Source organism: Streptomyces sp. NPDC042102 (assembly GCF_055582305.1).
Map to the genome: position 1 here is coordinate 1,166,487 of NZ_JBVJDL010000001.1, position 19,587 is coordinate 1,186,073.

A 19,587-nucleotide genomic window follows, 5' to 3' on the forward strand; every position below is an offset into this window, starting at 1 on the left:
TGGTTCCCGGGCTTCTGCGGTCTGGTTCCCGGGGTTTCGGCGGGGTTCCCGGTCTACGGGCGTACGGCGTGCGGCGCTTCAGCGGACCGTCCTGATCGGCCCGACCGCCAGCGCGCCCGCCACCGACAGCACCGCCGCCACCACGAACAGCGCGGTGTAGCCGCCGCTCACGGACACGATCAGCGAGGCGATGAACGGCGCGACGATCTGCGGGCCGGCGTTGGCGATGTTCAGCACGCCCATGTCGCGCGCCGCGTCCTCCGCCTTCGGGAGCACCATCGTCACCAGGGCGGTGTCCACGGCCATGTAGCAGCCGAAGCCCAGCCCGTTGACCACGGCGAACGCCAGCATCGCGGGCCAGCTCGCCGACAGTGCCGGGATCAGCAGCGCCAGCGCCGACAGCAGCGCGGACGCCCCGACGAACAGCTTGCGCCGGTCGAACCGGTCGGAGAGGTAGCCGCCCACCACGGTCGAGACGACCATCGCCACGCTGGTCAGCGGCATCAGTACGGCCACGGCGGCCTCGGGTTCCATGCCCGGCGGCAGCACGGTGCGGTCCTGGAGGATGTACAGCTGGTACGCGCTCACCGCGAAGTACCCGAGCACCAGCAGCGCGCGCCCGATGAAGGCCCACCGGAAGTCGTGGTGGGCCAGCGCCCCGGCGAAGGCGGCGAGCTGGGCGCGCGCGGGCACCGGCGCGGGCGCCGGCAGCCGCTCCTCGCGGGAGCAGACCGTGAACAGCAGGGCGGCGGCCGCCACGATCGCGCCGAAGACGAGGTATCCGGTGCGGTAGTCCTCGGAGAACGCGGCGCCCGCCAGCGCGCCGATCGTCGAGCCGAAGGGCAGGCCGAGACCGACCGCCGCGGAGGCCTTGCCGCGTGCGCCCACCGGGACCCGGTCGGGCACCACGGAGGTGATGGCGGCCTGGTAGACGTTCATCACGGCCTGCCCCAGGCACCAGGCGATGGTGATCAGCAGGATGGTGTCGGCGAAGCCGAGCAGGAACATCGCGGGCACGGCGGCCAGTCCGCCGCCGAGGATCCACGGGTTGCGCCGCCCGCTGCGGTCGGAGAGGGCGCCGGCGACCGGGTTGAACACCGTCGCGAAGATGGCCGAGACCCCCGCGATCAGGCCGAAGTTGGCCACCTTGTTCGCGGGGTCGACATCCTCGACGTGGAGCGCGAGCAGCACGCCGGCGACACCGGTGTAGAGCGCGTACATGGCGGTGTTGCCGACGAGCAGCAGGGGCAGCAGACCGCGGGCGGGGGCATCCGCCGAGGACGCGGCGGGAGAGGCCTCGGCGGTGCCGCTGCCGGTGCCGGGGGAGGAAAGGGCCACGGTGCCCTCCTGGGCAGGGGTTCGGGGTGGGTGAGGGGGGTGCGCGCCGCCCCGTCGCGACGGCGGGGGTGCGACGGAGCGCGGCAGGGCGGCGGCACGGCGGGATGCGAGGTGACGCGTGGGGGCACACCCGGACGAGCGGGATGTGACACTGGGGTTACACGTGTCAGTTACTCGCGTAACCACTGTGTAGCATTCGTTTCCGGCCAACCGCTAGCCCTCGGCGACAACCGGTCTGGAAAGATGCCTGCGCAATGTCACAGTCACCGAAGTCGCCGAAGCCGCGGGCCCAGCACGCGTCGACCTCCTCGGCCCCGCCGTCAACCGCCCCGACCAGCGCCGACGTCGCCCGCCTCGCCGGGGTCTCGCGCGCCACGGTCAGCTACGTCCTGAACAACGCGGAAGCCGTACGGATCAGCGAGCCCACCCGCCGCAAGGTCCGCGAGGCCGCAGAGGAACTCGGTTACGTGCCCCACGCGGCCGCCCGCAGCCTGCGCGCCGGCCACACCCGCATCGTGCTGCTGCCCACGTCCCACGTCCCGACGGGCCCGCTGTACAGCGCCTTCCTCAACGAGTTCCAGTGGGCCCTGCGCCGCCTGGACTACACCGTCGTCCAGTACGGCAGCCTCGGCCTGGGCGGTGACCAGGCGGCCCGGGCCTGGGCCGAACTGCGCCCGGTCGCGGTGATCTCCCTCGGCGAGATCACGCTCACGGCGCGCAACGTCGCCACCCTCAAGCGCGCCGGGGCCAAGGCCGTGATCACCCTCGGCCCGGCCACCGTGCCCGGCGCCCACGCCCTGGTCATGGACCAGAGCGAGGTCGGCGCGTGCGCCGCCGCCCACCTCCTCGACCGCGGCCACCGCCGGATCGGTGTGGTCGTCCCCGAGGAGGCCGGGCTGGAGCTCTTCTCCGCCCCGCGACTGCGGGGTGCGCGCTCGGTGCCGGGGGTGGAGGCGGAGCCCCTGTCGCTGGCCTACACCGAGAGGTCGGCCGCCGAGCTGGCCCGGCGCTGGCCCGCGCTCGGGCTCGACGCCGTGTTCGCGTACAACGACGAGTACGCGATGCTCCTGATGCGCGCCCTCCAGGACGAGGGCCTGCGGGTGCCCGACGACGTCGCCGTCATGGGCGCCGACGACCTGCTGCTGGGCCGGCTGCTGCGGCCGCGGCTGAGCACCGTACAGATCGAGATGCCCACCGGCGAACACCTGGCGACGCTCGTCGACCGTATGGTGCGCGAGCCCGCGGAGACGACCGAGCGGGCCGGGCTGATGGCGGCGGTGGCGATACCCCGCGAGTCGACCTGACGGCCGCCGCCGCCCCGTGGGGCCCGGAAGGGGCCCGGCAGCGCCTCGGGCCGGGCCGGACCGGGTTCGGCGCGCCGCTGACGGGCCGGAGGGCGCCGGAGGCCTTTGACAGGCGTCGACAGGCGTCGACAGGCGTTGACAGGCCGTGATCGGGGGACGGAGACTGCGGGCGCGCCCACCGGCGCGCCCGCACGGATCCGCCCAGGAGAACCCATGAGCATCCGCGACGTGTACATCGTCGACGCCGTCCGCACGCCCGTCGGGAAGTTCGGCGGCGCCCTCGCCGGGGTCCGCCCGGACGACCTGGCCGCCCATGTCGTCCGCGCGCTGGTCGACCGTACGCCCGCGCTCGACCCGGAGCGGATCGACGACGTCGTCTTCGGCGACGCCAACGGGGCCGGTGAGGACAACCGGGACGTCGCCCGGATGGCCGTCCTGCTCGCCGGCCTGCCCGTCGGCGTGCCCGGCGTCACCGTCAACCGGCTGTGCGGCTCCGGCCTCGAAGCCGTGATCCAGGCCGCCCGGGCCATCGCTCTCGGGGACGCCTCGGTCGCCATCGCCGGCGGTGTCGAGTCGATGACCCGCGCCCCCTGGGTGGTGCAGAAGCCCGAGCGCACCTTCCCCGCCGCGCACCAGCAGATGTGGTCCACCACCCTGGGCTGGCGCATGACGAACCCCCGGATGTCCGCGGAGTGGACCGTCTCGCTGGGGGAGGGCGCGGAACTGATCGCCGACAAGTACGGCATCGACCGCGCCGCGCAGGACGCGTTCGCCCTGGCCAGCCACCGCAAGGCCGCGGCCGCCTGGGCCACCGGGCAGTACGACGGCGAGGTCGTCCCCTACCCCGGCGTGGACCTGTCGCGCGACGAGTGCATCCGTGCGGACTCGTCGCTGGAGGCCCTGGCCCGGCTGAAGCCCGCGTTCCGTGCGGACGGCACGGTCACCGCGGGCAACGCCTCGCCGCTCAACGACGGCGCCGCCGCGCTGCTGCTGGTCGACGAGGAGGGGCTGCGGGCGACCGGGCGCGAGCCGCTGGCCCGTATCCGGGCGTCGGCCGTCACCGGCATCGAGCCGCAGCTGTTCGGGCTCGGTCCCGTCGAGGCGGTCCAGCGGGCCCTGGCCAAGGCCGGGCGGAGCCTCGGGGACCTCGACGTCCTCGAACTCAACGAGGCCTTCGCCGCCCAGGCGCTGGGCTGTCTGTCGGCGTGGCCCGAGCTGGACCCGGCCGTGGTCAACCCGCGCGGCGGGGCGATCGCGATCGGCCACCCGCTGGGCGCGTCCGGCGCCCGGCTGGCGGGCGCGGTCGCGCACCAGCTCGCGGCGGCGGGCTCGGGCACGGGCATGGCGGCGCTGTGCATCGGCGTCGGGCAGGGCATCGCACTCGTCCTGGAACGCTGACGAGGCGCCCGCGAGCCGGGCGCGGGTCCGGGGCGGGGCCGGGGGTGGCCGGTGGCCGCGAACGGTACCGACGCCCGCTGCCGGTGGCCGGGGCCGTGCCGGCCGGCCGGGCGGCGGGTCGATGATTTCCGGTCAGCTCGCCCGGCAACTGCCCAATAACTGAACAGAATTGACGCATCCGGTCTGGCACCATGGCGCGTGCTCCGCCCGCCACCCCCCATCCTCACCCCTGCCCAGCCCAGCCCCGGAGGCCCCCGCGCCATGCCGCTTCTCGACCCCACCATCTGGCAGGACGGACCGACACTGAGGGGCGGCACGGCCCCGGTCGTCGAGCCCGCGACCGGTCGCATCCTCGCCACCCTCGACCTCGCGGCCGTACCCGACGTCGCCGAGGCGGCCGTACGGGCGCACGCCGCCCAGCGTGACTGGGCTGCCGCCACCCACACCGAGCGCGCGGCCGTCCTGCGCCGTGCCGGTGACCTGTTCGCCCGCCACGCCGACGAACTGCGCGACTGGCTGGTCCGGGAGTCGGGGTCCATCCCGGGCAAGGCGGACTTCGAGCTGCACGTCGCCGCCCAGGAGTGCTACGAGGCCGCCGCGCTCGCCTCGCGCCCCACCGGCCAGGTGCTGCCCAGCGAGGCGCCCCGGCTGTCGTACACCCGGCGGGTGCCCGCCGGAGTCGTCGGCGTCATCGCGCCCTTCAACGTCCCGCTGATCCTGGCCATGCGTTCCGTGGCGCCCGCGCTCGCCCTCGGCAACGCCGTGCTGCTCAAGCCCGACGCCCGCACCGCCGTGTCCGGCGGGCTGGCGCTCGCCGCGCTGTTCGCCGCCGCCGGGCTGCCCGGCGGCCTGCTGCACGTGCTGCCGGGCGACGCGCGCATCGGGGCCGCCGTGGTCGCCGAACCGCACGTCCGCGTCGTGTCGTTCACCGGGTCGACCGCGAGCGGGCGCCGGGTCGCCGAACTCGCCGGCCGCCACCTCACCCGCGCCCACCTGGAACTGGGCGGCAACTCGGCGCTGCTGGTGCTGCGCGACGCCGATGTCGAGGCCGCGGTCGCCCAGGCCTCCTTCGGCTCCTTCTTCCACCAGGGCCAGGTCTGCATGACCGCCGGCCGGCACCTGGTGCACTCCTCCCTCTACGACGAGTACGTCGAGCGGCTCGCCGCCCGCGCCGAGTCGCTCGCGGTCGGCGACCCCCACCGCGAGCGGGTCCACCTCGGCCCGCTGATCGACGCGGCCCAGCGCGACCGGGTCCACGCGCTCGTCGAGGCCAGCACCGAACAGGGCGCCAAGCTGGTCGCCGGCGGTACCCACGAGGACCTCTTCTACCGGCCGACCGTGCTCGCGGGCGTCGCCGACGACACCCCGGCGTACGCGGAGGAGGTCTTCGGCCCGGTCGCGCCCGTACGCTCCTTCACCACCGAGCAGGAGGCGGTGGCCATGGCCGCGGCCGGCCCGTACGGGCTCTCGCTGGGCATCGTCACCGGCGACCCGGCGCGCGGCCTGGAGCTGGCCGAGCGGATCCCGACGGGGACCGTGCACATCAACGACCAGACCGTCAACGACGAGGCGGTGGCCCCCTTCGGCGGGTCCGGGGACTCCGGTACCGGCGCCCGCTTCGGCGGCGAGTCCAACCTGGACGCCTTCACCGAACTGCGCTGGACCACCTTGCGCCGCACCCCGGCCCCGCACCCGTTCTGAGCGCCCGTTGGGAGGAAACCCGGCAGCGGTGCACCGGCCCGCGGAATGACTGGGGCCCTCCGGTCGTTGTGCGGGTCATACGCAAGCCTGAAGGAGGCCGGAACACCGTGGCTACAGTCGAGCTCACCAAGGAGAACTTCGACCAGACGGTCAGCGAGAACGATTTCGTGCTGATCGACTTCTGGGCGGAGTGGTGCGGACCGTGCCGGGGGTTCGCCCCGGTCTTCGAGCAGGCCTCGGAGACCCACTCCGACCTGGTCTTCGCGAAGGTCGACACGGAGGCGCAGGCGGAGCTGGCCGCCGCGTTCGAGATCCGGTCCATCCCCACCCTGATGATCATCCGGGACCAGGTGGCCATCTTCTCGCAGCCCGGCGCACTGCCGGGGCCGATGCTGGAGGAGCTGATCGGGCAGGCGCGCGCCCTGGACATGGACGAGGTGCGCGCGAAGATCACCGCCGAGCAGCAGGGCGCGGCGGGCGGCCCGGCCGGCGACGCCGCGAAGGAGGCCGGTGAGGGCACCGGCTGAACGGGCTGACCGGTCGGCTGAACCGGCCGACCGGTCCGGCACGCCGGGGTCCGGTGGTTGCGGCGTGGTGCGTCGGCGCTGCCGTGACACTGGACCGCATGACGGAAGCCATTGAATACGACGTCGTAGTACTGGGCGCGGGACCGGCCGGCGAGAACGTCGCCGACCGGACCCGCGCCGCCGGGCTGACCACCGCCGTGGTCGAGAGCGAGCTCGTCGGCGGCGAGTGCTCGTACTGGGCCTGCGTGCCGAGCAAGGCGCTGCTGCGCCCGGCGCTGGCCCGGTCCGAGGCGCGCCAGGTGCCGGGGCTGGCGCAGGCGGTGCGGGGGGCGCTGGACAGCGCGGCCGTGTTCGCCCACCGCGACTACTGGACCGGGAACTGGAAGGACGACGGCCAGCAGGACTGGCTGGACTCCATCGGCGCCCACCTCTACCGCGGGCACGGCCGGCTCGACGGCCCCCGCAAGGTCGCCGTGACCAGTCCCGAGAACGTGCACCAGGTGCTCGCCGCCCGGCACGCGGTCGTGGTCGCCACCGGTACCCGGGCCGTGGTCCCCGACCTGCCCGGCGTCGAGAACGCCGGCCCCTGGACCAGCCGGGAGGCCACCTCCGCCCGGCACGTGCCGGGGCGGCTGGTCATCGTGGGCGGTTCGGTGGTCGCGGCCGAGATGGCCACCGCCTGGCAGGCCCTGGGCTCCCAGGTCACCGTGCTGGTGCGCGGTGACCGCCTGCTGCCCCGCATGGAGCCCTTCGCCGGCGAGCTGGTCGCCGAGGCGCTGCGCGCGGCGGGCGCGGTCGTGCGTACGGGTGTGGACGTCGAGGCGGTCGTACGGGACGGCTCGACCGGGCCGGTCACGGTCGTCCTGGAGGGCGGCGAGACGGTCGAGGGCGACGAACTGCTGATGGCCACCGGGCGAGCGCCGCGCACGGACGACATCGGGCTCGACACGGTCGGGCTCACCCCCGGCGGCTGGCTGCCCGTGGACGACACCTGCCTGGTCACCGGATACGACTGGCTGTACGCCGTCGGGGACGTCAACCACCGTGTCCTGATGACCCATCAGGGCAAGTACCAGGGCCGGATCGCCGGTGCGGTCGTCGCGGCCCGCGCGGCGGGCGCCGGCACGCTCGACACCGGCCGGTGGGGCGCGCACGCGGCGACCGCCGACACCGCGGCCGTGCCGCAGGTGGTCTTCACCGACCCGGAGGCCGCGGCGGTCGGCCCCACCCTCGCCGACGCCGAACGCGCGGGCCTGCGGGTACGCGCGGTCGACTACGACCTGGGCAAGGTCACCGGAGCGGGCCTGTACGCCGACGGCTACACGGGGCGGGCCCGGATGCTGGTCGACCTCGACCGCGAGGTGCTGCTGGGCGCCACCTTCGTCGGCCCGGGAGCCGGTGAACTCCTGCACGCGGCGACCGTCGCGGTGGCGGGCGAGGTGCCGGTGGACCGGCTCTGGCACGCGGTCCCGGCCTTTCCGACGATGAGCGAAGTCTGGCTGCGGCTACTGGAGACGTATCGCGGATAGGCCGTGGCATCGGGCAACACCTGGGCGGGGGAGGGGAGTTGACGCCCCGCCGGATCGAGGGCGGTTTCGCGTCGGGTGGCGCGAAGCCGCCCTTTTTTCTTGATCGAGGTTAGGTTAGCCTAACCTCAGTTCTTGATCTTCCCGCGCCCTCGCGCCGGACATCCCGCACTGGAAAGGTGCTGCCGTCATGCGTGCTCTCTCCCTGTCCCGCTCCCTCGTCCGCCCCGCCGCCCGGACCGCCGTCGCCGCCGCGGCCGCCGGTGCGCTCGCCCTCGGACTGGCCGGCTCCGCCTCGGCCGCCACCGCGACCCGCACGGTCACCGACGGCGGGACCACCTACCGGCTCAGCCTCACCGCGCCCGGCGCGGCCGCCGCGGCCGGCCAGAACATCACCGTCACCGGCAGCGGCTACAACCCCGGCCAGGGGATCTACGTCGGCCTGTGCGCCGTGAACGGGGCGCAGGGCGCGAGCAAGCCGACCCCCTGCCTGGGCGGCTCGGACCAGTCCGGCACCACCGGTGCCTCCCACTGGATCAACAACATCTTCGGCGGGACCCTGGCCAACACCTCCAAGTACGGCCCCGGCGGCACCTTCAGCGTCACCATCCACGTCAAGGCCGACCTCGGCGGCGGCCAGATCTGCGGCGAGACGGTGCAGTGCGCGGTCGTCACCCGCGCCGACCACTTCAACTCGGGCAAGCGCACCTACGACGTCCACGCCCCGATCTCCTTCAACTAGCAGCCCCCGGAGGGCCTTCCCCTTCCGCTGCCCGCACGTCCCGGTGACGACCGTGTTCGACCGCTGCCGACCACTCCCGACAAGGAGCAGTTCCCCGTGCCGACCCCCCACCCCGCCGCGTTCCTCGCGGGCGTCCTCGCCCTCGGTCCGGCCGCCCACCCCGGCGGCGTGGGGCCGCAGGCGCCCGAGGGCGCTGCCGTCTACCGGCAGACCGCCGAGTTCGCCTCGGCGGGCCGCCCGCGCGACCTCCTGCTGCACCCGGACTCCCGGACGCTGTACGTCGGTTCGGAGGATCTGCCGGGCACGGCGGACGTCAACGAGAGCGGGCTGCACGCCCTGGACCCCGCCGACGGCAGGGTCCGCTCCACGGTCGGCCAGGCCCCCGGGCCCACCGGCACGCTCGCCCGCCGGGCCGTGACGCGCCTGGTGCGCCCGTTGCCCGGCGACGGCGCCGTGTTCGTCTACCCGCTGCGCGGGATCGGCACCGCCAAGGACGGCGACGCGGCCGCCGCCGGCGCCTGGCTGCCGGGCGCCGCCGTCACCGACGCGGCACCCGGGCCCGACCCGGCGACCGTCCTGGTCGCGCAGGGCCCGCTCCTGTCGGAGGTGGAGGTCAAGGGCGCCGTCGTGAAACGGTCGCTGACCCTGGAGGGCGGCGACACGTTCGCGGTGGACGCCGCCCGCCGGACCGTCTGGTTCACCGACGTCCCCAACCGCCGCCTGTACAAGGTGAACACGGACACCTTCACGGTCACGGCCGGGTTCGACCTGCCGGCCGGGGAGGGCTTCGGCGGGTTCACCGAGGTGGATCCGGAGACCGGCCGGGTGTGGGTCGGCATCGACAACTCCGTCGTCGTGTACGGCCCCGACGGCGCCCGCGTCGCCACCATCGACGGCGCCGACCTGCCCCGGGCGGCCGCCTTCGATCCGGTCACGCACGAGGCGTACGTGGTGTGGCAGGACGCGGGCGACCCCGACCAGCCCGGGAGCGACAACAACGGCACCTTCACCGTGTACCGCACGGGCGACCTCAAGGAGGTGGCCACGGCCGTGTCCCTGCCCGGCAACCACGCCCAGTCGGGGGCGGCGGCGGTGGCCGTCCGGCCCGGCGGGGGCACGGTCTTCGTGACCAACCCGGCCGAGGGGAAGATCACCAAACTGGAGCGGGCCGTACCGCCGAAGGTCGTCCAGGATCCGGCCGACCGGACGGTGGCCACCGGCGCCGCGGTCACCCTGACCGCGCGGGCCGAGGGCGCCCCGCCGCCGACCGTCGCCTGGCAGGTCAGCGCCGACGCGGGGGCGACCTGGCGGCCCGTGGCCGGCGCCACGGAGACCGACTACACGTTCACGGCGACCGCAGCCGACCACGGCCACCGCTACCGTGCGGAGTTCCGCAACGACGCCGGTACGACCCGGACGGCGGCCATGACGCTCACGGTGACCGCGCAGCCGTCCGCCCCGGCCGCGGGCGGTCCGACCGGCGGCCCGGCCGCCCCGGGCTCCACCGCCACCCCCGGCGCGACCGCGGACCCGGGGGCCTCCTCCGGCGCGGCCACGAACGGCGGCGCCTCGGCGGCCGGCGGGACGGTGGCCGGCGGGACGGGCACGACGTCCACCACGACCGGCACCGTCACGAACGGTGCGACCACGGCCGGTACCGCCCCGGGCCCGGCTTCCTCCCTTGCTGCCACCGGAGCCGCGATGCTGCCCCTCGGCGCGGCGTCGGCCGCCCTGACGGCGACCGGCTGGCTCCTGGTCAGGCGTCGCCGCGCGGACCGCGACACCTGAGCGGCCTTGGCGGCCTTGTGCATCTCCCGGGCCGTCGCTACACAGCGCCCGCCACCGTCAGGACCGCCACCGGCAGCAGCAGCATCCACTGCGGCAGCCGGAGCAGTGGCCTCGGCCAGCCGACCGACAGCGTGACGACCAGGAAGGCGACCGTGTACGCGACGAAGTGCGCGGCCACGAACCACGCCACCAGGCCGGTCGCTGACGTATCGTCCGCCGGCGCCAAGTAGACCAGGGCGACCGCGGAGAGCACCAGGTCGACGCTCACCATGTGCCACACGGCATGAAGGACGCGTCGGGGTTCGTCCGCGAGTCCGCAGGACAGCAGCGGGCGGACCACGTCCCGGTGCCCGACGGCGATGTGCACCGCGGCCACACCGGACGCGGTGATGCCCGCCGCGAGAAACCAGCCGTTCATCGGATCTCGATCCCCCTGACCATGACAGCGGCCAGCCGGTCGGCCAGCCGGGGGTCGGGGTCTTCCCCGACCAGGCCGACGTGGAAGAACACGGCTCCGGCCAGCGTGTCCAGGACCAGGTCCACGGGAGTGCCGGCCGCGATCTCTCCGCGCGTCACGGCGCGCTCGAAGACGATCAGCAGCCGCTCCTTGGACGGGGCCAGGAAGTCGCCGCGGATGCGCGCCTTCAGCACCGGATCGGCGGCGAAGTCGGCGAGCAGCCCCGGGAGCGCCGCTGCCGCGGCGGGTGCGCGGAACTCGTCGATCAGGCCCCGCAGCAGTGCGGTCAGGTCCCCGGTCAGCGTTCCGGTGTCCGGGACCGGGGCGTGGTCGGTGGTCGTGAACACGGCCTCGAAGACCAGTTCCGGCTTGCCCCGCCAGCGCCGGTAGACGGTGTCCTTGCCGACACCGGCACGGGCGGCCACCGCTCCGATCGACGTCGCGGCGTAGCCGACCTCGGTCACCAGCTCAGCGGTCGCGGCGACGATCGCCTCGTGCGAGCGGGGATCCCTGGGACGTCCCCTGGGGGACGGAGAGGAGCTCATGACGATTTACGATACGGGTCGACCCGTTTGATAAACAACCCCTAGGTCGTCTCTTTCGGATCTTGCCGGTTAAGCCCGCGTCGTCCGGTGCCGTGCATCGCAAGGCGGAGAGGCTCCCGATTACTGGACGTCCTCGGGTGCCTCGACAACGCGGCGAGGTGCGGTGCCGGGCGGCGCGGGTCAGGCAAGATCCGGAAGAGACGGCCTAGTGATCTGAGTCAGAGATTCGGTGGCAGTAGGCGGCGACTTTGTCGAGGATCTCGTCAGCGGTCTTCGTCCAGACGAACGGCCGGGGCTGTTCGTTCCAGTCGGCCACCCAGGCCCGGATGTCGCGCTCGAGGGTCTGGACGGAGCGGTGGACGCCGCGCTTGAGCTTCTTCTGTGTGAGCTCGGCGAACCACCGCTCGACCAGGTTGAGCCAGGACGCGCTGGTCGGGGTGAAGTGCAGGTGGAACCGGGGATGGGCCAGCAGCCACTTCTTGATGTCGGGTGTCTTGTGGGTCGCGTAGTTGTCCAGGATCAGGTGAACCTGCAGGTCATCCGGTACTTCCTTGTTGAGCTTGGTGAGGAACTTCTTGAACTCCGCTGCCCGGTGGCGGCGGTGGAGGGAGCCGATGACCTTGCCGGTGGCGACCTCGAGGGCCGCGAAAAGAGTGGTCGTGCCGGCCCGGACGTAGTCGTGGCTGCGACGCTCGGGAACGCCGGGCATCATCGGCAGGACCGGCTGGGACCGGTCCAGGGCCTGGATCTGTGACTTCTCGTCCACGCAGAGCACCAGGGCCTTCTCCGGCGGGTCGAGGTAGAGGCCGACGACGTCGCGGACCTTGTCGATGAACAGCGGGTCCGTGGACAGCTTGAACGTCTGCGACCGGTGCGGCGCCAGGGCGAACGCCCGCCAGATCCGCGAGATGCTCGACTGCGACATGCCCGTGGCCGCGGCCATCGACCTGGTCGACCAGTGGGTCGCGTTCTTCGGTGTCTCCTCAAGCGTCTTGACGATGACCCGCTCGACGTCGGCATCGGTGATCTTCCGTGGGACACCGGGCCGCGGGTCGTCGCACAACCCGTCCAGGCCCCGCTCGATGAAGCGGCGCCGCCAGGTGCGGACCGTGTCCGGAGCGATCCGCAGCCGGCGGGACACCTCCATGATCGAGTGGCCTTCGGCGCACTCCAGCACGATCCGCGACCGCTGAGCCAAGGCCTGAGCCGTCGTGCGGCGACGTAACCAGCCCTCCAGCACCGCCCGCTGGGCATCAGTGACCGACAACGGCGGAATCTTCGGACCCGGACGACTCATGCCCGACTAACGGCAAACCTCTGACTCAGGTCACTAGGCCAATGAGGCAAAAGTGGATATGGCGTGCGCGGCCGGGCCGCCGTTCCATGGGGTGCATGATCATCATCGCCCACCTCAGCGACGTGCACCTCGACACCGCCCCGCGTGCGGCCGACCGGACCCGCGCCGTCATGGACTACCTCGACGCCCTCCCGTACGACCTCGACGCCGTGCTGGTCAGCGGTGACATCGCAGACCACGCGCGGCCCGAGGAGTACGTCCAGGCCCGGGAACTGCTCCGGTCGCGGCATCCGCTGGTCGTCTGCCCCGGCAACCACGACGACCGCGGGGCCTTCCGTGACGGCCTGCTCGGCGAGCCGCACTCCCTCGCGCCGGTCGACCAGGTGCTGCGCGGGGACGGTTTCGTGCTCGCCGTGTGCGACTCCTCCGTCCCCGGCGAGGACGCGGGGTTCCTGGCGGACGAGACCCTGGCCTGGCTGGACGGGGTGCTCGGCGACACCCCGCACGGGACCCCCGTCCTCGTGGCCTTCCACCACCCGCCGGTCGACCTGCACACGCCGTACGTGGACGAGATCCGGCAGTTCGGCGAGGAGCGGCTCGCGGAACTGGCCGCCCGGCACCCGCACCTGACCGCCTTCCTCGCGGGCCATGCCCACACAGCGGCCGCCACCACCTTCGCCGGGCGCCCGCTGCTCGTGGCGCCGGGCGTGGTCTCCACCCTCCGGCTGCCCTGGGAGCACCAGGACGACCCCGGCCACCACGTCCACCTGGACGAGCCGCCGGCCCTCGCCTTCCACGTCCTGGGCGACGACGGCCGGCTGACGACCCACTACCGGGTGGTCGTCCCGTCGCGGGCCGTCCCGCCGCGGGCCGGGTGAGGGCGGACGCCCTCGTGCGGCGCGGCGGTCGCAGGCCCGCCCCCGTACGCACGAGGGGGCGCTGATCCCGGGCCCGGCCCCGGGATCAGCGCCCCACGCGTACGGTCGGTCCGGTGTGCTCAGCTCACGGCGTGACGGTGATCTGCTGCGCCGGGTCGGTGGTGTCGGACACGGTGTACACCGCGTTGAAGACGGACGTGGTCGCGCTCGTGGGGCAGCCGAAGCCGCCGGTGACCTTGACCGGGACGGAGGCGTTGGTGAACGTCAGGGTGGACGGCGCGCCGTTCGCCCAGGTGCCCGCGACGTTCGCCGCGGCCGTCGGGGCTGCGGTGACCGTACAGTTGGCCAGCCCGGAGGTCTTGACCACCAGCCCGCCCGCCGGGACGGTCATGGTGGCGGTGATCGGCGAGCCGTTCTGCATCGACACCTGCCAGGCCCCGCTGCTGGTGACCGTCGGCGTCACGCCCGGCAGGCTCGCGGTGCAGGAGCTGTACGCCGGCGCCGAGATCGGGGACGCGACGGGACCGTCCGGGTTGCTGTTGCCCGGGGCCGCCGGGACGGTGCCGGTGGCCACGGACACCGAGCAGCTGATGGTCACCGAACCGGCCTTGAAGGTGGCCTTGCCGGTGAGGGTGGCCTTGAAGCCGTGGCCGGCCGGCGTGACGGTGGTCGAGCCGGCCGCCGGTAAGGCGGCCCCGGCGGCAGCCGTGGCGCCGTCGGTGGCGGCCGTCGCGGTGACCGAACCGAGGGTGAGGGCGCCCGCGGCGGCGAGGCCGAGGGCGAGGGCGGTGCGCGTGCGGCTCATGACGGTGCTCCTTGGGGATCGGAGTACGGCGTGGGGGAGGGGCCGCCGTCGGGGACGGCGTCGGTGGCCGTGCGGGGGACGGCCGCGGGGGCGGCTTCGGACGTGCGCTCCGGGTCGGCGTCGGGCCCGGCGTCCGGCCCGGGGGCGCGCGGTGCGGCGTTCGGCTGCCACGCGAACATCAGGCCGCCGCCGAGGATCCCGAGCAGGGTGCCGACGAGGAAGCCGCCGAGGTTCGACAGGACCAGGGCGGCGGTGGCGATGAGCGTGGTGAGGACTCCGGCGAGGGTGCGGTAGTGCGGGGCGAACCAGGCGGAGAGCCCGAGCACGATCATCACCAGCCCCAGCAGGACCGACGGGAGGCCCGCGATCCCCTGCTGGAGCATGATCTTGAGCGGAGCCAGCGGCAGGACGCAGATCTCGGCCCCGGCGATGATGGCGAAGAGTCCGCCCCAGAACGGTCTGCTGCGTCGGAAGCGCCGGAATCCGGCGACTAGAAGCATTCCTTCTTGCCCTTGCTGATCTTCATGTCCAGGCCGGAGAGCTTGAAGGTGCCGGCGTTCGTCGCCCACGCGGTCTGCTGGAGATCGGTGATGGAGACGGAGTCGGCCTGCTGGGCGAAGAGGTCCTGCATGCCCTGGGCGTCGGCCGGGCCCTTGTCGAGGGTGGACGCGTCGCGTCCGATCTCGATGTTCTTGAACTCCGCGTTGCCCGACAACTGGGTCGCGTCGACGAAGAGGTTGGTCGCCTCGACCGGGGTCTTGCCGCCCGCGGTGAGGTTGAGCGAGATGTCACCGATCACCGGGAGCGTGGTGACCACGGACTGGCAGAGGCTGTGGAGCTTGGCCTCGCGGATGGCGGTGACGGCCACCGGGATGAGCTCTTCGCGGGCGTTGACGTCGACGCTGCCGTACTGGGCGAAGCCCTCGCCCTGCAGGCTCTTGGCCGAGACCTTGAACTGCTGGCCCGAGACGGCGAACGAGGCGGCCAGCGCGCCCTGCGCGAGTGCCACCCCCAGCCCCGCGGTGACGGCGACGGCCGGAAGGGTCAGGACGGCGAAACGCCGCCACCGCACCCGGCCGCTGCCGGATAAGTCTGCTTCACTGCCGTTCTGGGAACCTTTCATGGACTTTCCCCTTGTATTTCGGCTGTGCACCGTTGTTACCGACGAGTTGAATGTAAGAGTGCCAATGGTGGTTGGCAAGGTTGTGCGACTGCCCCTTTTCGGCCGACTCCTACTGCTCCGTACGATGCTCCGTGTGCAGTAGTGAGGCGACCTCCTCGTCCACCCGCCGGGCCATCGCACGGGCGAACTCGGCGGTCACGACCTCGCCCGCCACCGGCCTCAGCTCCGCCACCGCCTCCGTGATCTGCCGCAGCTGGGTGGCCGAAAGTCGATCCAGCCCGTCGGGCCCGATCACATACGTCCGGAACAGCCCGACGAACCGGTCCGCCACCGCGGCCGCCTGTGCCTGGACGAAGGCCCCCGCGTCCAGGACCTCCGCCATCGGCACCCCCTGCCGCACCAGCGTCAGCGTCGCGGCCAGCAGCCGGCGGCTGCGGTGCGTGACCGTGTCCCCGTCCACCCGTATGTATCCCAGCTCGGCCGCGCGCCGGGTGTCCTCGGACGTACCGCCCGGCCCGAACATCTCGCGCAGCTCGGCCATGGTCATGGTGACCGGCTCCTCCTGCACCCAGTCCCGGGTCATCTCCCGCTCCAGACCGAGCAGTTGCGCCAGTCCGCCACCCTCCTCCCAGGCGTGGAGCAGTTCGGCGATGCCGTTGACGGTGTAGCCCCGGCCCAGCAGGTCGTCGATCAGGCGCAGCCGGCCCAGGTGCTCGTCGGAGTACCAGGCGATCCGGCCCTCCCGGCGCGGCGGCGGCAGCAGTCCGCGCTCCTGGTAGTAGCGCAGGTTGCGCACCTTCACCCCCGCCGCGCGGGCCAGTTCCTCCCGCCGGTAGCGCCCGCCGTCGTCGCCGGCGTTGTCGGCGTTGTTCGCGTCCTGCTGCACCTGGCTGTTCACGCGGCAGAGTGTAGGACGTACTCGCTGGTCACCTGGCCTGGTGAGAGACTCGCGGCGCGATCCACCATGATCGTCAACTCCCTTTTCCAGCATCCCCGTTGCCGCCGCTGTGGCAGGGGCTACGATCAGCGCCATGGGGGGACACGACGCGTACAGGCGGAGTTTCGCGCACACCTGCGGCCGCACGCTGGCGGGCCTGCTGCTGCTCGTCGGCTGCTCGTCCGGCGGCACACCGGCCGCGGACGGGACGAAGTCCGCGGCGGGCGCGAGCGCTTCGGGCACGCCCGCCCCCACCGGCACCGCCCCGGCGCCCTCCGGCAGCCCGGCCCGCCACCTCGTCCCCGAACTCGACGAGGCCAAGCAGCCCACGACGGCCGCCCAGGCCCGCGCTCTGATCGGCCAGATCATGGTCGACCAGGAGGTGTTCGGCCCGGATGTCGTCCGCGGCACCCCCTACGAGAGCGACCCGGCCGTCTGGCCCGTCCTCGGCCCCGACTGCGCCTGGCAGACCAGCGGCCTCCCGGACGACGTCCTGGCCACCAGCACCCGCTACTTCCGCATCCCGGCCAAGGACGGCCGGGGCACCGTACGCGTCAACACCACCGTCACCGTCCACCGCAACCGCGCGGACTCGGGGTGGGAGACCGCCCGGTCGATGGAAGAGGTCATGCGCTGCCCCGACCAGCGGCTGAACGCCCGCGAACAGCTCAAGGGACTCATCGGCACCGCCCTGTTCCAGGGCGAGCAGGGCAACATGTGGACCGAGGAGGCGTTCGCCGAGTACGGCGAGATCCTCACCGCCGAGGGCGGACCGTACGACTACACCTGGTCCCAGGGGCAGTTCGGCCCGGTCACCATGGCCGTCACGGTCAAGGGGGGAGCCGGAGCCACCCAGCAGTCCCTCAACGCCCTCCTCGTCCAGGGCACCAGCCGGATGATGATCCGCGCCGGGCAGGCGATCGGCAAGGAGGCGCGGTGATGGAGCGGCTGCAGAAGTCCGATCCGGCGAGGGTCGGCGGCCACCGGCTGCTCGGCCGGCTCGGCGCCGGCGGCATGGGCGTGGTCTACCTCGGCCGTACGGACGACGGCGCGCTGGCCGCGGTCAAGGTCATCCGCGCCGAGTACGCGGGCGAGTCCGACTTCCGTGCCCGGTTCCGGCGCGAGGCGGAGATCGCCGCCCGCGTCGACAGCCCCTGGGCCGTACGGATCACCGGATCCGACCCGGACGCGGCGGAACCGTGGCTGGCCACCGCCTTCGTCCCCGGCCCCTCCCTCGCGGAGGCCGTGTCGGCGCACGGCCCGCTGCCGCTGCGCTCCGTCCGCGTCCTCGGCGCGGCGCTGGCCAAGGCCCTGACGGTGATGCACGAGCAGGGCCTGGTGCACCGCGACCTCAAACCGGGCAACGTCCTGCTCGGCATGGACCGACCCCGGCTGATCGACTTCGGTATCGCCCGGGGCACCGAGGACACCGCCCTGACCTCGACCGACCTCGTCATCGGCTCCCCGGGGTTCCTCTCGCCCGAACAGGCCCAGGGCCGCCCGGCCGGGCCCGCCGCCGACATCTTCTCGCTCGGCTGCCTGCTCGCGTACGCCGCCACCGGCGAACCGCCCTTCGGCACCGGCTCGGTCGACGCCCTGCTCTACCGCACCGTCCACGACGAGCCCGTGCTCGGGGAGCGCCTCCAGGAGGACCCCGCACTGACCGCGACGCTGCGGGCCTGCCTGGCCAAACACCCCGACCTGCGGCCCACCGCCCGGGACCTCGACGAGGAACTGGCCGAGGACGCGCCGGGCGACGGCACCGACTGGCTGCCCGATCCGGTCGTCGCCACGATCGCCGCGCGCGCCGCCGAACTGCTGGCCCTGCCCGCCATCGAGGAGACCCTCGCCGAACCCGGCGACCCGGCGGCCGGCCCCGCGGACTCCCCGGCCGGCGCTGCGGACTCCCCGGACGGCGCCGGGGACTCTCCGGATGGGCCCGCCGGCGCCGACACCCCCGCCGTGGCCCCCGCCGGCGCCGGCCCCTCCCGCCGCCGTGTCCTCGCCCTCGCCTCCGGCGCGGCCGTGCTCGCGGCGGGCGGCGGCGCCGCGGCCTGGCTCGCCCTGCGCGACCGCTCCGACAACGGCTACGGCAAGGGCGCCGCAGGGCAGGGAAGCCCGGCCGCCGCGACCCCCGGCGCCTGGACGATCGGCGTCCACGGCGACCTCACCGGGGCCCGCAAGGACGCCGGAACCGCCCAGGAACGCGGCGTACGCCTGGCCGTCGACGCCTTCAACGCACGGGCGGACAAACCCTTCACCCTGACCGTGGCCACCGCCGACGACGCGGGCCGCGCCGACCGCGCCCCGCAGGCGGCCACCGGCCTCATCGGCAACCCCGACGTGCTCGCCGTGATCGGCCCCACCACCGACGCCTCCGTCGCACCCTGCCTGGAGCTCTACGGCGAGGCCTCGCTGGCCCTCCTCACCGTGTCGGCCGCGGCGAGCGTGTACGGCGTCGGCGACCGGCGCAGCTTCTTCCAGACCTGCCCCGTCACCGCCGCCCAGGCCGACCCCCTCAACCTCCAGTTCATCCACAAGCAGGGCGCCCGCCGGCTCGGCATCCTGTGCGACCGCGACGGGGACACCGACGGCTGGCAGACGGCGTACCTCGCGAACCGGACCATCGCCACCTACGTGCGTCAGGCGACCGCCTACGCGCGCGTCGTACCGCGCGGCGACCACGACCTCACCCCGGTCATCGCCGACATGCTGCGCGCCGGCATCGACAGCTTCTTCTACACCGGCACCGCGCAGGGTGCGGCCCAGGCCGCCGCGGCGCTGGCCACCGCCGGATTCCGGGGTCCGCGCGCGGCCGACTACTCCCTCGCGGGCCCGGAGTTCGTCGACCGGGCCGGGGCCGCCGCCGAGGGCTGGCTGTTCCTCGCGCCGTACACCGGGCCGGACGCGGCCGAGGTCGCGGAAGTGGCCCGCGCGCACCGGGCGGCGTACGGCGCGGCGCCCGCCGTCTGGACGGCGGAGGCCTACGACGTGACCCGGCTCGTCATCGAACGGCTCGTCGCCGCATCGGCCGGCGGCCGCCGGCCCGCCCGCGCCGACCTGCTCACCGCGCTCGGCCAGGGCACCTACCGCGGTCTGGTGAAGGAGTACGCCTTCGACGACGCACGCCGCGTCAAGGGCATCACCTCCTTCGTGCACCAGGTCCAGGGCGGCCGGATCCAGTACGCCGGCCCGGCGCCGCAGCGGCCCGTCGGCTAGCC

The 19,587-nt window shown here is 73.7% G+C and carries 18 protein-coding genes; 10 read left to right on the forward strand and 8 right to left on the reverse strand.

Annotated features, from left to right (window positions below; translation table 11 throughout):
- Positions 1–78: 78 nt before the first annotated feature.
- Positions 79–1,338, reverse strand: coding sequence for an MFS transporter (locus tag ACZ6KO_RS04850; RefSeq protein ID WP_469299987.1), 1,260 nt, complete (start codon positions 1,336–1,338; stop codon positions 79–81).
- 254 nt (positions 1,339–1,592) lie between these two features.
- On the opposite strand from ACZ6KO_RS04850, the gene ACZ6KO_RS04855 reads away from it, so the two are divergent.
- The 7 genes from ACZ6KO_RS04855 to ACZ6KO_RS04885 all read left to right on the forward strand — a co-directional run bounded on the left by ACZ6KO_RS04855 (position 1,593) and on the right by ACZ6KO_RS04885 (position 10,324).
- Positions 1,593–2,642, forward strand: a complete 1,050-nt coding sequence (locus ACZ6KO_RS04855; protein ID WP_469299990.1) for a LacI family DNA-binding transcriptional regulator — start codon at positions 1,593–1,595, stop codon at positions 2,640–2,642.
- A 213-nt stretch (positions 2,643–2,855) separates the two neighbouring features.
- Positions 2,856–4,040 (forward strand): thiolase family protein, encoded by a 1,185-nt coding sequence (locus ACZ6KO_RS04860; RefSeq protein ID WP_469299992.1) that lies wholly within the window; start codon positions 2,856–2,858, stop codon positions 4,038–4,040.
- A gap of 261 nt (positions 4,041–4,301) precedes the next feature.
- Positions 4,302–5,741: an aldehyde dehydrogenase family protein gene (locus tag ACZ6KO_RS04865; RefSeq protein ID WP_469299994.1), complete on the forward strand. Its 1,440-nt coding sequence runs from the start codon at positions 4,302–4,304 to the stop codon at positions 5,739–5,741.
- 107 nt (positions 5,742–5,848) lie between these two features.
- Entirely contained in the window at positions 5,849–6,268 is a 420-nt protein-coding gene (trxA, locus tag ACZ6KO_RS04870; protein ID WP_469299997.1) for a thioredoxin, read from the forward strand.
- Between the two features lie 98 nt (positions 6,269–6,366).
- Positions 6,367–7,797, forward strand: a complete 1,431-nt coding sequence (locus ACZ6KO_RS04875; protein ID WP_469299999.1) for a dihydrolipoyl dehydrogenase family protein — start codon at positions 6,367–6,369, stop codon at positions 7,795–7,797.
- 187 nt (positions 7,798–7,984) lie between these two features.
- Positions 7,985–8,536 (forward strand): hypothetical protein, encoded by a 552-nt coding sequence (locus ACZ6KO_RS04880; protein WP_469300001.1) that lies wholly within the window; start codon positions 7,985–7,987, stop codon positions 8,534–8,536.
- A gap of 96 nt (positions 8,537–8,632) precedes the next feature.
- Positions 8,633–10,324: a hypothetical protein gene (locus ACZ6KO_RS04885; RefSeq protein WP_469300003.1), complete on the forward strand. Its 1,692-nt coding sequence runs from the start codon at positions 8,633–8,635 to the stop codon at positions 10,322–10,324.
- A 37-nt stretch (positions 10,325–10,361) separates the two neighbouring features.
- Here ACZ6KO_RS04885 and ACZ6KO_RS04890 read toward each other — a convergent pair whose 3' ends face one another.
- The 3 genes from ACZ6KO_RS04890 to ACZ6KO_RS04900 form a co-directional block, all read right to left on the reverse strand.
- Complete coding sequence (locus ACZ6KO_RS04890) at positions 10,362–10,742, reverse strand: hypothetical protein (RefSeq protein ID WP_469300005.1); 381 nt, start codon at positions 10,740–10,742, stop codon at positions 10,362–10,364.
- Positions 10,739–11,326 carry a TetR/AcrR family transcriptional regulator gene (locus ACZ6KO_RS04895; RefSeq protein WP_469300009.1) on the reverse strand — a complete coding sequence of 196 codons (588 nt, stop codon included), beginning with the start codon at positions 11,324–11,326 and terminating at the stop codon, positions 10,739–10,741. Before ACZ6KO_RS04895 ends, ACZ6KO_RS04890 begins: the two co-directional genes overlap by 4 nt.
- A gap of 205 nt (positions 11,327–11,531) precedes the next feature.
- Complete coding sequence (locus ACZ6KO_RS04900; RefSeq protein WP_469300011.1) at positions 11,532–12,623, reverse strand: IS630 family transposase; 1,092 nt, start codon at positions 12,621–12,623, stop codon at positions 11,532–11,534.
- Between the two features lie 95 nt (positions 12,624–12,718).
- On the opposite strand from ACZ6KO_RS04900, the gene ACZ6KO_RS04905 reads away from it, so the two are divergent.
- A complete protein-coding gene (locus tag ACZ6KO_RS04905) occupies positions 12,719–13,501 on the forward strand; it encodes a metallophosphoesterase (protein WP_469300013.1) in 783 nt (260 codons plus the stop codon).
- Between the two features lie 124 nt (positions 13,502–13,625).
- On the opposite strand, the gene ACZ6KO_RS04910 is transcribed toward ACZ6KO_RS04905, so the two are convergent.
- From ACZ6KO_RS04910 to ACZ6KO_RS04925, 4 genes are all read right to left on the reverse strand, one after another.
- Complete coding sequence (locus ACZ6KO_RS04910) at positions 13,626–14,306, reverse strand: hypothetical protein (RefSeq protein ID WP_469300015.1); 681 nt, start codon at positions 14,304–14,306, stop codon at positions 13,626–13,628.
- Positions 14,303–14,806 carry a DUF6114 domain-containing protein gene (locus ACZ6KO_RS04915; protein WP_469300017.1) on the reverse strand — a complete coding sequence of 168 codons (504 nt, stop codon included), beginning with the start codon at positions 14,804–14,806 and terminating at the stop codon, positions 14,303–14,305. The genes ACZ6KO_RS04910 and ACZ6KO_RS04915 overlap by 4 nt, the downstream gene beginning before the upstream one ends.
- Positions 14,797–15,429: a DUF6230 family protein gene (locus ACZ6KO_RS04920; RefSeq protein WP_469300020.1), complete on the reverse strand. Its 633-nt coding sequence runs from the start codon at positions 15,427–15,429 to the stop codon at positions 14,797–14,799. Before ACZ6KO_RS04920 ends, ACZ6KO_RS04915 begins: the two co-directional genes overlap by 10 nt.
- 109 nt (positions 15,430–15,538) lie before the next feature.
- A complete protein-coding gene (locus ACZ6KO_RS04925; RefSeq protein WP_469300023.1) occupies positions 15,539–16,327 on the reverse strand; it encodes a MerR family transcriptional regulator in 789 nt (262 codons plus the stop codon).
- 133 nt (positions 16,328–16,460) lie between these two features.
- Here ACZ6KO_RS04925 and ACZ6KO_RS04930 point away from each other — a divergent pair, with 133 nt between their 5' ends.
- Positions 16,461–17,306, forward strand: a complete 846-nt coding sequence (locus ACZ6KO_RS04930; protein WP_469300025.1) for a hypothetical protein — start codon at positions 16,461–16,463, stop codon at positions 17,304–17,306.
- Positions 17,306–19,585 carry a bifunctional serine/threonine-protein kinase/ABC transporter substrate-binding protein gene (locus ACZ6KO_RS04935; RefSeq protein ID WP_469300027.1) on the forward strand — a complete coding sequence of 760 codons (2,280 nt, stop codon included), beginning with the start codon at positions 17,306–17,308 and terminating at the stop codon, positions 19,583–19,585. The genes ACZ6KO_RS04930 and ACZ6KO_RS04935 overlap by 1 nt, the downstream gene beginning before the upstream one ends.
- Positions 19,586–19,587: the final 2 nt, after the last annotated feature.